The following is a 13,866-nucleotide window of genomic DNA, read 5'->3' as shown; positions in this document are numbered from 1 at the left end:
CACATGTCTGTAGTCGCGGCGGACGGGCCGGCCGTTACGCCGCCTCCGCCGCCCCGCACGCTCACTGCGGCAGCACCCGCATGCGCCTGGAGGGCCGCAGGAGTGCCACCAGCGAGGCCCGTGCCGTACGCCGGCCGGCGAGCGCGCGCAGCGCCTCGCCGAGAACCACGGCCAGATAGAAGGCGGAGGAGGAGACGGGCCCGCGCCGCCGCCGGAACAGCCGCACCCGGTTCGTCGTGAGCAGCGCGGCCAGCACGGGGTTGACGTTCGCCTCGCCGCCGATGTGCTCGACCACGGCCTCGGGTTCGTACCAGAGCGTCCAGCCCCGGTCGGCCGCCCGCAGCGCGTACTCGGTCTCCTCGCTGTAGAGCAGGAAGGACTCGTCCCAGGGCCCGAGGTCGCGAACGGCCGCCACGGAGACGAGCAGGGCGGCCCCGGTGGCCCACGTGGCGGCGCCGGGCGTCCGGTACCGGCGGGGATCGGTGATCACCTCGCCGAGTCGCCCGACGCGGTCCGCGAGCCGTCCGCCGATCACCGCCTCGGCCAGCGCGCCGCGTACGGTGGGGGCGCGGCGCAGGGAGGGATGCGTGTGGCCGTCCGGGCTGACCAGCCGGGGTACGGCGATGCCGCGGCCGGGGGCGCGCAACGCGGCCGCGAGACGGGTGAGCGCCCCTTCACGGGTGCGGCAGTCGGGGTTGAGGATGGCGACCGCGTCGACGCGGCCGAGGTGTCCCTCGCGGTCGAGGGCGGCGACGCCCGCGTTGATGGCCGCCGCGTAGCCGGCGTTGCGGCCCAGCTGCACCACCGTCGCCCCGGCCCGCTCGGCGAGCGGCACGGACTCGTCTCGTGACGCGTTGTCGGCGACGATCACCCGCACGAGGTCGGCGCCTCGCGCGCCCGCGGCGAGCGACTCCAGGCAGTCTGCCAGCACACGCGCGCTGTTGTAGGTCACGACGACGACCGCGATCCGCGGGGTCTCGGACATGCGGCCCTCCGGGGGTCGGGAACTGCCCGCCAGGCGCATGCTAGAGGCGGTGCATCCGGGAGGCAATGCGTTCCGCGGTCTTCGCCCCGGCGTCGAGCGTCGATGTGGCCGGGCGCGCGTCCCCGCTCAGCGGACTCGGTCGTGGACCACGGCGATCTCGCCCGGCTCGCCGGTCTCCTGATGTGCGAGCGTCCACGTCGTCGCCGAGCCGGCCGCCGGCTGTTCGTGTCAAGGAAGAGGCCGAGGAACGTCTGGCCGGACGCGACGCTGTAACACCGGCGGATTCGCCGCACGATATTCAAGTCGGGGCCTCGCCGTTCCGTGCGCGGTGGCGAGCGCGGGGGCGACGGATCGAGAAAGACACCTTTCAGCCGGCGGCGAGGGAGAGATCGATGCAGGAGACCCAGGCGTTCACCTTCCGTCGGGAGGACCTGTTCCCGCTGGCCGACCGCCGGCGCCAGGACTTCCTCGACGCCCGGCCGTTCCGGCACGTGGTGATCGACGACTTCCTGCCGCCCGGCGTGCTGGAGCCGATCCTGGAGGAGTTCCCGGAGCCGCGGGACGCGAGCTGGCAGCAGTTCGACAGCTCACGCGAGATCAAGCTCGCGCTGGCGGACACCGAGCGGATGGGCCCCGCCACCCGCCACCTGCTCGCCGAGTTCAACGGCCAGGTGTTCGTCGAGTTCCTCGAACGGCTGACGGGGATCACGCAGCTCGTCTCCGATCCGCACCTGGAGGGCGGCGGACTGCACCAGATCAAGCCCGGCGGGTTCCTGAAGGTGCACGCCGACTTCAACCGGCACCGCAGGCTCAACCTCGACCGGCGGCTCAACGGGCTGCTCTACCTCAACAAGGACTGGAAAGAGGACTACGGCGGTCACCTGCAGCTCTGGGACAAGGACATGACCCACTGCGAGCACAAGATCCTGCCGGTCTTCAACCGCTTCGTCGTCTTCGCCACGACCGACGACGCGAACCACGGGCACCCTGATCCGCTGACGTGCCCGGACGACCGCGCCCGCCGTTCGATGGCGCTGTACTACTACACGAACGGCCGGCCGGAGGAGGAGACGGGCGCGGACCACACGACCCTCTTCAAGCAGCGGCCCGGCGAGCAGTGGAAGAGCAACTTCCGTCAGACGCTGAAGCGCTGGACGCCTCCGGCGCTGGTGGACCTGCTCAGCCGCGACGGCAAGGCGTAGCCGGACGGGGCGCGGGAGGCTCGCCGCCGGTATTCCCGGCGTGGCGCGGACTCGCCCGGTACGGTGATGGCGGCCGGAGATGCGCCGGGACGCACGGCGCCGACAGGCCCGCACGACGGGCGCAAGGGGGGTAAGCGCGGTGAGCCGCATCACGTCATTCCGGTGCGCCCGCATCGCCCAAGGAACTGGCCCGGCGTGCGCCGGGCGGTGACGAGGCGTACGGCGGTCCTGCTCGCGGGAGCCGTACTGGTGACCTCGCAGACCGCGTGCCAGGCGACCACGGACGGCGGCCCGAAGCGTCCGACCCCCTCGGCGACGCCGTCGGCGCGCACCACGCCGAGCCCCGCGCCCTCACCGTCGCGGCCGGCGGCCTGGCCGGGGCCGGACAACACCGGGGTGCCGGAGGGGACGAGGCTGCGCCCGTCCGGATCGATCACCGTGACCAGGGACGGCACGGTCGTCGACGGCCTGGAGGTGAACGGCGCGATCACGGTCGAGGCCGACGACGTGACCATCCGAAACACCAGGGTTCGCGGTACCCCGGGCTGGTGGGGGATCCTCCAGCGGCAGGGCCACTCCGGGCTGACGGTCGAGGACGTCGAGATCTTCGGCAACGGCAGGGAACGCACGCAGTTCGGTGTTCTCAACCAGGGCGTGATGATCACCGTGCGGCGGGCGAATATCCACACGATTTCCAACGGCATCAGCACCGAGCAGGGCCTCATCGAGCACAACTACGTCCATGACCCGAAGCTCTACAAAGACGATCACGTCGACATGATCATGTCATCCGGACCGCCGGCCAGGGGAACCGAATTGATCATTCGCCACAATACGGCGGTCAATACGCTCGACCAGACCAGCGCCATCGCGCTGTTCCAGGATTTCGGCGTGATCCGGAACGTGACGGTCGAGGGCAACCTGCTGGCGGGCGGCGGCTGGGCGCTGTACGCGGGAGCGGGCGTCAAGGGCACCTCGTCGAACGTCAAGGTCATCGGCAACGTCTTCAGTCGCAGGGTGTGGCCCAAGGGTGGGCACGCCGGCCCGGTGGCGTACTGGGACGCCCACGGCCGCGGGAACGTCTGGCGGGACAACGTCTGGGAGAGCGGCGGGAAGGTAACGCCCGAATAACACCCTTTGTCGCCTGAATGCGATTTATACGCGGATTGGGACGCATGTAGATTGCGCTGAAAATGGTTCCTTTTGCGAAAACAGCCCACATTGTGTGTCAGGTGTGGCTACCCTCCCGAAGGAGCCTCCCCCTATAGAGGCGGACAGTCGGCATAACCGTGGACCGGAAGGAGTCGACTGTGCGGATATATAAGGACACCCGGAAAAGCGGGCTGCTGGTCGTGGCGGGTCTGTCCGCCCTCGTCGTCCTCGCCGGCGGCGGATGCGGCGCCGGCGGCCGGGACGCGTCCGACGGGACGGTCGCGCTGACGGGCGCCGGCTCGCGGGACGGCGCGGAGCAGGACGCGCGGGCGGAAGCGCGGGCGGCCGGCGCCGAGGTGGTCAGGGCCTCGCCCTCCTCCCGCCGCGGTCGCAAAGGGGCGACGCCGGCTCCCACGGGGCGGCGGAACCCGTATCCGGCGGTCACCTGGTGGACCACCCTGCCGCCGCGGAGGGGACACCGGCCCACTGTGAGGCCCACTGTGCGGCCCACTGTGCGGCCCACTCCGAGGGTGTCCTGGACGGCGAGATCGTCGGCCTCCCCGCGTCCGGGCATCTCGGCCGGCCCTCCACCGGAGGCGTCGCCGACCCTCCGCCCGACGACGCGCCCGACGACGCGCCCGACCTTCTGGCCGACCCACCGGCCGACAGTCCGGCCCACGCGCGGACCCTCTCCCAGCGTCGTCCCCACGCGCAGTCCTTCTCCCGGCGCCGTTCCTTCGCGTAGCGCGACCCCTTCGCGCAGCGCGACGCACAGTCCGTCGCACAGTCCGGCACAGAGTCCGGCACACAGCCCGTCGCGTTCCCCCTTCCCGGACCGGCCCTCACCGACGCCGTCGAGGTCCGCGTCCGCCCGTCCTTCCCCGACACCGTCGAACGGGACGACGCCGCCGCGTACGGGAGACTGGCCGGGTCCGGGCAACACGGGCGTCCCCGCGGGTGTCACGCTCAAGAGGTCCGACTCGCTCGTCATCACGAAGGACGGCACCGTCATCGACGGCCTGGACGTCTACGGCGACATCACGGTGGACGCGGACAACGTGACCATCCGCAACACGCGGGTCCGCGGGCAGCGGGACTACTGGGGGATCCTCCAGCGTGAGGGCCACTCGGGGCTGACGGTCGAGGACGTCGAGGTCTTCGGCAACGGCAAGGTGCGCACCCAGTTCGGCATCCTCAACCAGGGCAAGATGATCACGATTCGGCGCGTGGACATCCACACGATCTCGAACGGCATCTGCACCGAGCAGGGCGTGGTGGAGGACTCCTACCTCCACGACCCCAAGTACTACTCGGGCGACCACACGGACATGATCATGAGCACCAGCGCGCCGGCCAAGGGCACGCAGCTGATCATCCGGCACAACACGGTGATCAACACGCTCGACCAGACCGGCGCCATCGCGCTGTTCCAGGACTTCGGGGTCATCCGCGACGTGACGGTGGAGGGCAACCTGCTGGCGGGCGGCGGCTGGGCGTTGTACGCCGGGGCGGGCACCAAGGGCACCTCGTCGAACGTCAAGGTCATCGGCAACGTCTTCAGCCGCCAGGTGTGGCCGAAGGGCGGGCACGCCGGCCCGGTGGCCTACTGGGACCACGAGGGCTCCGGCAACGTCTGGCAGGGCAACACCTGGGAGGACGGCGGAGCCGTGAATCCCGGCAAGTCGTGACGACGACGAGCGGCCGGGCCCCCACGGGGCCCGGCCGCTCGTCCGGCGTCAGGCGCGCTTGTAGGCGATCACCGACTTCACCAGGCCGGCCAGCCGCTCGAACCGGATCCGCGAGCCGGGGAAGTAGTGCCGCATCTCCGTCACGCTGAGCAGCTCGACGTCCATCACGATGCGCCGTGCCGCCTCCCGGTCCGAGGTCGGCGTGTGGATGAGCGGCCAGCGGCGGAGGATCTCCGTCCGGGCCGTCAGCGGGAGGAACTGGAAGCCGGGGAACAGGAAATGCGGCTCGACCGGGAAGTAGCGGTAGGGCGTCTGCACCCAGTGCCGGTCGGCCAGGGCGTGCACCGTGTCGGCGAAGATCTGCCGGCGCTGGTGACCGCCCACGTGCTCGATCACCGCGTTGGAGAAGACCAGGTCGTAGGTGCCGTTCCGGATCTCGGCCGGCAGGTCGCAGGCGTCGGCGACGTCGGCGCGCAGCCAGGACGGCAGGTCCGTCGGCGGCTTCTCCAGGTTGACGATGTGCACGTGGGCCGGTCTGACCGGGGCGCGCAGCCAGGCTCCGGCCGTCCCCCCGAGGTCGATGACGTTCATCCGGTCGAGGTCCGGAAAGCACTCGGCGAACCAGCTCCACCGCCGCGCCCGGGCCTTCGCGCCCAGCGAGCCGGGAGCGTCGACGAAGCGGTTGCGCAGGGCGTTCAGACGGCTCATGGGCGGGGCCTCTCTGATGCGGGGGCTCCTGGGGGCGTGCGGAGACTGTCCAATGCCGGAACGGTCATCAGCCCTTGCCCTCGTAGGCGAGCGCGACATCCTCCGGCAGCCGCTCCAGGTCGGAGACGCGCAGGAAGTCGCGGAGTGTGGTGCCGGTGCACGCGCAGTCGACGTTGGGCGCCTCACGCCGCGCGATGACGTCGTCCACGTTGACCGTACGGAAGTCGATGCTGAAGCGGGTCTTGCCCGACGTGTTCGGCACCGACGAGTGCAGCTGGTTGCCCGAGAAGACCATGACGCCGCCCGGCTCGGGCACGAGGGTCACCCGGGGTTCCAGCTCGATCGGCTCCTCCGGCTTGGGCTGCTCCCGGGTGTCGGTGCCGATGTGCTGCGCGGCGTTGAACCGGCTGGTCCGGTTCCACTCGTAATAGTCGTAGCGGGCGGACCCGTTCTTGACCGGGGTGCTCCAGTAACGCGGATGGAACGTCATCACGTTCTCGGGCACGACCTTGTATATCGGGATCCACCAGTTGACCTGACTCAGGGGCGCCGAATACCAGGTGTCCCGGTGAGGGTGGAACGCGTAGGCGATCCCGGTGGTGAGGTAGTCGTCGGAGGTGGACGACCGCATCCTCGGCACGTCGAAGTACGTCCGGTCGGCGTCGCAGCCGAAGGAGAGCAGCAGCGCCCGCAGCAGTTCCTTCGCGCGCGGGTGGTGGATGAACTTCGGCTTGAGCTCGGCGAGGATCGCGGCGAACTTCTCCACGGGCAGGTCGTACTGGGCCGTTTCCGGGTCCAACCCGCCGAACGCGTCGCCGATCAGCTCCCGCGCGAACTCGATCAGCGCCAGGGACTCGGGACGGGCCGGATACAGGAAGACCTGCCCCTCGTAGAGGCGTGTGCGGCGCTCTTCGTCCGTCAGAAGGGGACCTGAGAAGATAACGGTCACGGTACGGCTATCGCCTTTCTGGAGTCTTCTGTTACCTGCGCTCGGCATACCAGGCCAGCGTCCGTCGCAGCCCTTCTTCCAGGCCGACGACGGCCTTCCAGCCGAGGATCTCGGCAGCCGGCCCGGTGTCGGCGGTCTGGGCCGCGTCGAGGGGGCGATCGGCGACCGCGCCGAACCGCGGCCGCAATGGGGTGCCGGAGATGCGGAAGAGCAACTCCACGGTCTCCCTGACGGAGGTGAGAACCCCCGTGCCGACGTCCAGCACCTGCCCGGCGGCCCGGTCGGTCTCGGCGGCCAGGACGAACGCGTCGACCACGTCGTCCACGTACACCCAGTCGGCCCGCTTGCTCCCGCTGGTGAGACGCGGCTCCTCGCCCCGCAGCAGGGACAGCGCCAGGTACGGCACCAGCTTCCGGGCGTCCCGCTGGCCGGGGCCGTAGACCATCGTCGGCCGCAGCACGGTGACGGGGACGCCCCACAACCGGTGGAACAGCCGCGCGTAGCCGGTGGCCGCCCACTTGGCCATCGCGTACGGCGACGGGGGCGGCGACTGCTCGTTGGCGGGCCGGGGTTCCTCACTGGAGCCACAGAGGATCACCCGGACCCCGGGGAGGGCAGCGGCGTGACCGAGGAGGTTCACCGTGCCCAGGAGATTGCTCTCCAGCGTGGGCAGCACGAGATCGACCTCCCTCGCTCCGTCGACCTCCCCGGCCAGGTGGAAGACGACGTCCGGGCGGATCTCCCGGAGCAGCGTCCCGGTCGTCTCCCGGTCGCGCAGGTCGGCGGCGTGCCGGATCACCCGTTCACACAGGCCCGGGTCCTGCCGGTGCACGGAGCTTCGGCTGACGGCGTGCACCTCGGCGCCCATGTCGGCGAGCCGGCGGGCGAGACGGCTTCCGATGAATCCCGGCGCTCCTGTGACCAGGACCTTCCTTCCCACCCATGGGGGTTCTTCCGGCCGTGCGGGTGACGGCGGTCCGGAGGAAGGGGGCCGGGCCATGCGCTCTCCCTAGGTGCTCGATCATGCTGCGTCTCGGCATGGGAGACGGTCCGGTCGAGACCCGGGTTGACGGCGAGAACAATGTTCGGGGCCGCTAATGCGAAAAGGGACCCGTCCGAAGACGGGTCCCTTCTCTGGTGGTTCGCTCAGGCGATGGTCCAGGTGTCGCCGCCGTGGAGGAGGTCGGCGAGGCTGCCGGTGCCCTTGTCGGCCGTGGCCGCCTGGACCTGCTCGTTCAGCAGGTGGTCGTAGGACGGCCGGTCGACCGAGCGGAAGACGCCGATCGGCACGTGCCGGAAGGCCGGCTCGTCCAGCCTGGACAGCGCGAACGCCAGCGACGGGTCGGGGTTGTGGGCGTCGTGCACGAGGATCTCGCTGTCGGCCACCTCCGCACGCCGGACGACCTCGACGCCGCCCGTGGGCGACAGCCGTACGGCCTGCTCGTTGTCGCCGGTGCCGAAGACGATCGGCCGGCCGTGCTCCAGCTTGACGGTGATCTCGTCGCGGGTGGCCGGGTCCTTGAGCGTGTCGAAGGCGCCGTCGTTGAAGATGTTGCAGTTCTGGTAGATCTCCACCAGCGAGGCGCCGCGGTGCTCGGCGGCCTGACGCAGCACGCTCTGCAGGTGCTTGCGGTCGGAGTCGATGGTGCGGGCGACGAACCCGGCCTCGGCGCCGATCGCCAGGGAGATCGGGTTGAACGGCTTGTCCAGCGACCCCATCGGCGTCGACTTGGTGATCTTCCCGATCTCGGAGGTCGGGGAGTACTGCCCCTTGGTCAGGCCGTAGATCCTGTTGTTGAACAGCAGGATGTTCAGGTTGACGTTGCGGCGCAGCGCGTGGATCAGGTGGTTGCCGCCGATCGACAGCGCGTCGCCGTCCCCGGTGATGACCCACACCGACAGGTCGGGCCGGGAGGCGGCCAGCCCGGTCGCGATGGCCGGGGCCCGCCCGTGGATGGAGTGGAAGCCGTAGGTGTCGAGGTAGTACGGGAAGCGCGAGGAGCAGCCGATGCCGGAGACGAACACGATGTTCTCCCGGCGCAGGCCCAGGTCGGGCAGGAAGGACTGCACCGCGGCCAGGATCGCGTAGTCACCGCAGCCGGGGCACCAGCGCACCTCCTGGTCGGACTTGAAGTCCTTCATGGTCTGCTTGGCGTCGGTGCGAGGGATCAGGGCCAGGCCCTTGCCGTTGAGGGTGGTCGCGCCGGAGGCGGGCAGTTCGGCACTAGTCACTTTCGATCACGTCCTGAATGACGGCGGCGAGCTCGGCGGCCTTGAACGGGAGCCCGCGCACCCGGTTGTAGCTGATCACGTCGACCAGGAAACGGGCCCGCAGGAGCATGGCCAGCTGGCCGAGGTTGATCTCGGGCAGCAGCACCTTGTCGTAGGAGCGCAGGACCTCGCCGGTGTTGGCCGGCAGCGGGTTCAGGTGCCGCAGGTGCGCCTGGGCCACCTTGTGCCCACTGGCGCGGACCCGGCGGGCGGCGGCCGCGATCGGCCCGTACGTCGAGCCCCAGCCGAGCACGAGCACCCGGGCGTCGCCGTCGGGGTCGTCCACGGTCAGGTCGGGCACGTCGATGCCGTCGATCTTGGCCTGGCGCAGCCGGACCATCCGGTCGTGGTTGTCCGGGTCGTAGGAGATGTTGCCGGTGCCGTCGGCCTTCTCGATGCCGCCGATCCGGTGCTCCAGCCCGGGGGTGCCGGGGACCGCCCACGGCCGGGCCAGCGTCTCCGGGTCCCGCTTGAACGGAAGGTAGGTCGTGCCGTCCTCGCCGTTCGGCTCCGTGGTGAACGGCACCGTGATGTCGGGCAGCTCGTCGATCTCGGGGATGCGCCACGGCTCGGACCCGTTGGCCAGGTAACCGTCCGACAGCAGCATGACCGGCGTGCGGTACTTCAGCGCGATCCGGCCGGCCTCGACGGCCATGGTGAAGCAGTCCGAGGGGGTGGCCGGGGCCAGCACCGGCACCGGCGACTCGCCGTTGCGGCCGAACATCGCCATCAGCAGGTCGGTCTGCTCGGTCTTGGTCGGCATGCCCGTGGACGGGCCGGCCCGCTGCACGTCCACGATGATCAGCGGCAGCTCCGTGGTCACCGCCAGACCGACGGTCTCGGCCTTGAGCGCGACACCGGGCCCGGAGGTGGTGGTCACACCCAGCGACCCGCCGAACGACGCTCCGAGAGCGGCGCCGACGCCCGCGATCTCGTCTTCGGCCTGGAAGGTGCGGATGCCGAAGTGCTTGTGCTTGGACAGCTCGTGCAGGATGTCGGAGGCCGGAGTGATCGGGTAGGACCCGAGGAACAGCGGCAGCTTGGCCTGCACCGACGCCGCGATCAGCCCGTACGCCAGGGCCTGGTTGCCGGAGATGTTGCGGTAGGTCCCCGGCCGCAGGGTGGCGGGCTTGATCTCGTAGGAGACCGAGAACGACTCGGTCGTCTCGCCGTAGTTCCAGCCCGCCTGGAACGCCGCGATGTTCGCCTTGGCGATCTCGGGCTTACGGGCGAACTTGGCCTCCAGGAACGCGATCGTGCCCTCGGTCGGCCGGTGGTACAGCCACGACAGCAGCCCGAGCGCGAACATGTTCTTGGCCCGCTCGGCGTCCTTCTTGGAGATGTCGAAACCCTCGAGCGCCTTGACCGTCAGCGAGGTCAGCGGCACCGCGTGCAGCCGCCACTCGGCCAGGGAGTCGTCTTCGAGGGGGTTGCCGTCGTAGCCCACCTTGGACAGGTTGCGCTTGGTGAACTCGTCGGTGTTGGCGATGATGTCGGCGCCCTTGGGCAGGTCGCCGAGGTTCGCCTTCAACGCGGCCGGGTTCATCGCCACCAGCACGTTGGGGGCGTCGCCGGGGGTCAGGATGTCGTGGTCGGCGAAGTGCAATTGGAAACTCGACACCCCGGGCAGGGTGCCCGCGGGGGCGCGGATCTCCGCCGGGAAGTTGGGGAGCGTCGACAGGTCGTTGCCGAACTGGGCCGTCTCCGCCGTGAACCGATCACCGGTGAGCTGCATTCCGTCGCCCGAGTCACCCGCGAACCGGATGATCACACGGTCGAGTTGCTGAACCTGCTTGGTCACAGCTCCTCAGTCCTCCTTGACGCGCCCAGGCCAGCCTGCTCGTGGCACGTTGTCATATCCATGCTAGATCCATCGGGGTCACGCTGGTTTTTCGTAGATGCGCACTTGAGGTGCGGTCTACCGGGACTTTCCACGCCTGTGGCGCGTTCCCGTTCGGTGCCTGGCCGCCGGGGGGCGGCGCACCGTCAGCCTCGCGAGCCTTCCGGGCGACACAGGCCCGACGCGAGCCGGCACAGGTCTAGGTGCAAGCGGGCGACGAGCTTGATTCGGGTCACGATCCTCAACTATATGCGCGGGACTCACGTGTGACCGCCACGTGTTCAGCCCTTGAGATCGCGCCGGGGTTATCCTCGAAGTCGGGAGGCGGTATGAGTGGATATTTCGGCTCATATGCCGTGGTCGTCGCCCTCTTCCTCGTCGGCGTAGCGATCTTCGCCGGCGGCCTGTTCGTGAACCGCATGTTACGACCGAGCCGGCCGACCCCCGAGAAGCTCACGACGTACGAGTGCGGAGTCGACCCGGTCGGCGAGGGCTGGGCGCAGTCGCAGATCCGCTACTACGTCTTCACGTATCTCTACGTGGTCTTCGCCGTCGACGCCGTGTTCCTCTTCCCCTGGGCCACCGTCTTCGCCGCGCCCGGGTACGGCATGACGACGCTGGTGGAGATGTTCGTCTTCCTCGCCTTCATCGCGCTCGGCATCCTGTACGCCTGGCGCAAGAGGGTGCTGGGCTGGACGTGACCCGACCGGCCGCGGGGAGGACAATGGACGGCATGGCGGTGACCGCATGCCCGTGAACGATCTCCCGATGCCCACGGTGGGGCCGGTGTCCCGGCTGGCGCCCAAACCGATGAAGTTCGTGCTGAACTGGGGCCGTCGCTACTCCCTGTGGGTCTTCAACTTCGGGCTGGCCTGCTGTGCCATCGAGTTCATCGCCACGTCGATGAGCAGGCACGACTTCATCCGCTTCGGGGTGATCCCGTTCGCCAACGGCCCCCGGCAGGCCGACCTGATGATCGTGTCGGGCACGGTGACGGACAAGATGGCCCCGGCCGTACGCCGGCTGTACGAGCAGATGCCCGACCCCAAGTACGTCATCTCGTTCGGCGCCTGCTCCAACTCGGGCGGGCCGTACTGGGACTCGTACTGCGTCACCAAGGGCGTCGACCAGATCATCCCGGTGGACGTGTACGTCCCCGGCTGCCCGCCCCGCCCCGAGGCGCTGCTGCACGGGATCATGAAGCTCCAGGAGAAGATCGCGGCCGAGACGCTGGAGGACCGCTACCTGCCGGAGGCGGACGCATGAGCATGGACGCCGTGCGCGAGCGGTACGGCTCACGCGTCACCGACTCCTTCGGCCAGGACGTGCTCGACGTAAACCCCGGCGAGTGGGTGGAGACGCTGGCGTTCACGCGGTCGGCCGGGTTCGAGTTCTTCGACTGGCTGACCGCCGTGGACGAGCCGCCCGAGGCGCTCGCCGTCGTGGCCCACGTGTTCGACCCGGTCGCGTTCACGCACCTGCTCGTGCGCACCCGGGTGCCGCGGGCCGACCCCCGCCTGCCGACCGCCACCGGTGTCTTCCGCGGGGCGAACTGGCACGAGCGGGAGACGTACGAGATGTTCGGCGTGGTCTTCGACGGCCACCCGGACCTGCGCCCATTGCTGCTGCCGGACGGATTCGAGGGCCACCCGCTGCGCAAGGACTTCGTGCTGGCCGCCCGCGTCGCCAAGGCGTGGCCCGGAGCCAAGGAACCGGGGGAGTCCGGCCACGGCTCGCCGAGCCGCCGCAGGATGTCGCCCCCGGGCGTGCCGCCCGACTGGGCCTCGGGCTGAGAGGGGTCCCATGGCCGAGGTGCTCGACGTCGCGGTCCGGCTGGTCGTCGTGGTGGCGGCGTTCCTGCTGCTGCCGCTGATCGTCGGGCAGATGGAGCACAAGGCCATGGCCCACATGCAGTCCCGTCTCGGGCCGATGTACGCCGGCGGTTTCCACGGCTGGGCCCAGCTCCTCGCGGACGGCGTCAAGTTCGCCCAGAAGGAGGACGTGATCCCGGCGGCGGCCGACCGGCGGGTGTTCGCGATCGCCCCGGCGGTGGCGCTCGTGCCGTACCTGGTCGTGATGGTCGTGATTCCGGTCGGCCCCGGGCTGGCGGCCGTGGACCTCGACGTGGGGCTGTTCTTCGTGCTGGCGGTGATGGGCGTCGGCGTGCTCGGGGCGATCATGGCCGGCTGGGCCTCGGCCAACAAGTACAGCGCCCTCGGCGGCATCCGGGCCGCCGCCCAGCTCATGTCGTACGAGCTGCCGCTGGTGCTCGCGGCCTCCAGCGCGGCGATGGCCGCGGGCACGCTGTCCCTTCAGGGCATCGCCGAGCAGTGGCGCTGGTGGTGGCTTCCCTGGCAGGCGATCGGCGCCTTCGTCTTCTTCGTCGCCGGGCTGGCCGAGCTGCGGCGGCCGCCGTTCGACATGCCGATCGCCGAGTCCGAGCTCATCATGGGCCCGATGACCGAGTACACCGGTTTCCGCTTCGCCCTGTTCATGCTCGCCGAGTACGCCGGGATCGTCGTCCTGTCCGCTCTGACCACCGTGCTTTTCCTCGGCGGCTGGCAGGGCCCGCTCCTGCCCGGACCGGTCTGGACGCTCGTCAAGGTCTTCGCCCTGGCCTTCGTCGTCATCTGGGTCCGGGTGAGCTATCCCCGCATGCGGGAGGACCAGCTGCAGAAGTTCGCCTGGACCGTCCTGGTGCCCCTCGCCCTCCTCCAGCTCGCCCTCACCGGCGTCGTCAGGGTCCTCACCGCCTGAGCGGCCTCACAACGGGCACCTCCACCCCGGCCACCCCGCCGTCGCCTCGTCCTCCCATTCGGACAAGCTTTTTCCCCGGTAGGCCGTGTCCTTGTGGCTTGCAACCCAGGTCGTGAAGGCGGCGTCGGGTTGGATCTGACCGTTGACCAGCCAGCTCCTGGCGGAAAGCTCGCTTTCGGGTATGACGCCGCTGTCAATGAGACATTGCACGACAGCGACGAGCGCCAGGTCCCGTTGTATCTCATCGTTCACCGGCTTGCGGAATCGTTCATCTCCGGCACACGCGGCCAGGGTGAACGCCATGGACAGGAGAA

Annotated in this window: 16 protein-coding genes; 8 read left to right on the top strand and 8 right to left on the bottom strand. The window is 69.8% G+C overall.

Annotation, left to right across the window (positions count from 1 at the left end; all coding sequences use genetic code 11):
- Nucleotides 1-61: 61 nt before the first annotated feature.
- Nucleotides 62-985, bottom strand: a complete 924-nt coding sequence (locus tag AAH991_RS07070; RefSeq protein WP_346224931.1) for a glycosyltransferase family 2 protein — start codon at nt 983-985, stop codon at nt 62-64.
- A gap of 392 nt (nt 986-1,377) precedes the next feature.
- On the opposite strand from AAH991_RS07070, the gene AAH991_RS07065 reads away from it, so the two are divergent.
- Nucleotides 1,378-2,187 carry a 2OG-Fe(II) oxygenase gene (locus AAH991_RS07065; RefSeq protein ID WP_346224930.1) on the top strand — a complete coding sequence of 270 codons (810 nt, stop codon included), beginning with the start codon at nt 1,378-1,380 and terminating at the stop codon, nt 2,185-2,187.
- A 149-nt stretch (nt 2,188-2,336) separates the two neighbouring features.
- Here AAH991_RS07065 and AAH991_RS07060 read toward each other — a convergent pair whose 3' ends face one another.
- Nucleotides 2,337-2,702 (bottom strand): hypothetical protein, encoded by a 366-nt coding sequence (locus AAH991_RS07060; protein ID WP_346224929.1) that lies wholly within the window; start codon nt 2,700-2,702, stop codon nt 2,337-2,339.
- Here AAH991_RS07060 and AAH991_RS07055 point away from each other — a divergent pair.
- The 3 genes from AAH991_RS07055 to AAH991_RS07045 all read left to right on the top strand — a co-directional run bounded on the left by AAH991_RS07055 (nt 2,662) and on the right by AAH991_RS07045 (nt 5,027).
- On the top strand, nt 2,662-3,318 hold the full coding sequence (locus tag AAH991_RS07055; protein WP_346224928.1) for a right-handed parallel beta-helix repeat-containing protein: 657 nt from the start codon (nt 2,662-2,664) through the stop codon (nt 3,316-3,318). The two genes, AAH991_RS07060 and AAH991_RS07055, sit on opposite strands and share 41 nt — an antisense overlap.
- 469 nt (nt 3,319-3,787) lie before the next feature.
- Nucleotides 3,788-4,084, top strand: coding sequence for a hypothetical protein (locus tag AAH991_RS07050; protein ID WP_346224927.1), 297 nt, complete (start codon nt 3,788-3,790; stop codon nt 4,082-4,084).
- A gap of 298 nt (nt 4,085-4,382) precedes the next feature.
- Nucleotides 4,383-5,027: a right-handed parallel beta-helix repeat-containing protein gene (locus tag AAH991_RS07045; RefSeq protein WP_346224926.1), complete on the top strand. Its 645-nt coding sequence runs from the start codon at nt 4,383-4,385 to the stop codon at nt 5,025-5,027.
- A gap of 48 nt (nt 5,028-5,075) precedes the next feature.
- Here AAH991_RS07045 and AAH991_RS07040 read toward each other — a convergent pair whose 3' ends face one another.
- From AAH991_RS07040 to AAH991_RS07020, 5 genes are all read right to left on the bottom strand, one after another.
- A complete protein-coding gene (locus AAH991_RS07040) occupies nt 5,076-5,735 on the bottom strand; it encodes a class I SAM-dependent methyltransferase (protein ID WP_346224925.1) in 660 nt (219 codons plus the stop codon).
- Between the two features lie 67 nt (nt 5,736-5,802).
- Entirely contained in the window at nt 5,803-6,684 is an 882-nt protein-coding gene (locus AAH991_RS07035; RefSeq protein WP_346224924.1) for a phytanoyl-CoA dioxygenase family protein, read from the bottom strand.
- Between the two features lie 31 nt (nt 6,685-6,715).
- A complete protein-coding gene (locus AAH991_RS07030; protein WP_346224923.1) occupies nt 6,716-7,624 on the bottom strand; it encodes an NAD-dependent epimerase/dehydratase family protein in 909 nt (302 codons plus the stop codon).
- Nucleotides 7,625-7,830: 206 nt separating this feature from the next.
- Nucleotides 7,831-8,916, bottom strand: a complete 1,086-nt coding sequence (locus tag AAH991_RS07025) for a 2-oxoacid:ferredoxin oxidoreductase subunit beta (RefSeq protein ID WP_346224922.1) — start codon at nt 8,914-8,916, stop codon at nt 7,831-7,833.
- On the bottom strand, nt 8,909-10,756 hold the full coding sequence (locus AAH991_RS07020; RefSeq protein WP_346224921.1) for a 2-oxoacid:acceptor oxidoreductase subunit alpha: 1,848 nt from the start codon (nt 10,754-10,756) through the stop codon (nt 8,909-8,911). The genes AAH991_RS07025 and AAH991_RS07020 overlap by 8 nt, the downstream gene beginning before the upstream one ends.
- A gap of 368 nt (nt 10,757-11,124) precedes the next feature.
- Here AAH991_RS07020 and AAH991_RS07015 point away from each other — a divergent pair, with 368 nt between their 5' ends.
- Genes AAH991_RS07015 through nuoH form a run of 4 tightly spaced genes read left to right on the top strand, consistent with a single transcriptional unit; the run spans nt 11,125 to nt 13,552 of the window.
- Complete coding sequence (locus AAH991_RS07015) at nt 11,125-11,496, top strand: NADH-quinone oxidoreductase subunit A (RefSeq protein ID WP_169981257.1); 372 nt, start codon at nt 11,125-11,127, stop codon at nt 11,494-11,496.
- A gap of 46 nt (nt 11,497-11,542) precedes the next feature.
- Nucleotides 11,543-12,061: an NADH-quinone oxidoreductase subunit B gene (locus AAH991_RS07010; RefSeq protein WP_428833953.1), complete on the top strand. Its 519-nt coding sequence runs from the start codon at nt 11,543-11,545 to the stop codon at nt 12,059-12,061.
- The gene (locus tag AAH991_RS07005; protein WP_346224920.1) at nt 12,058-12,588 is read left to right on the top strand and encodes an NADH-quinone oxidoreductase subunit C; all 531 of its coding nucleotides are present in this window, start codon (nt 12,058-12,060) and stop codon (nt 12,586-12,588) included. Before AAH991_RS07010 ends, AAH991_RS07005 begins: the two co-directional genes overlap by 4 nt.
- Nucleotides 12,589-12,598: 10 nt before the next feature.
- Entirely contained in the window at nt 12,599-13,552 is a 954-nt protein-coding gene (gene nuoH / locus AAH991_RS07000) for an NADH-quinone oxidoreductase subunit NuoH (protein WP_346224919.1), read from the top strand.
- Between the two features lie 6 nt (nt 13,553-13,558).
- Here nuoH and AAH991_RS06995 read toward each other — a convergent pair whose 3' ends face one another.
- Entirely contained in the window at nt 13,559-13,855 is a 297-nt protein-coding gene (locus tag AAH991_RS06995) for a hypothetical protein (protein WP_346224918.1), read from the bottom strand.
- Nucleotides 13,856-13,866: the final 11 nt, after the last annotated feature.

It is taken from the genome of Microbispora sp. ZYX-F-249 (genome assembly GCF_039649665.1).
Taxonomy (GTDB): domain Bacteria; phylum Actinomycetota; class Actinomycetes; order Streptosporangiales; family Streptosporangiaceae; genus Microbispora; species Microbispora maris.
Note: the sequence above shows the minus strand (reverse complement) of the source record. Positions and strands in the feature narration are given on the sequence as shown.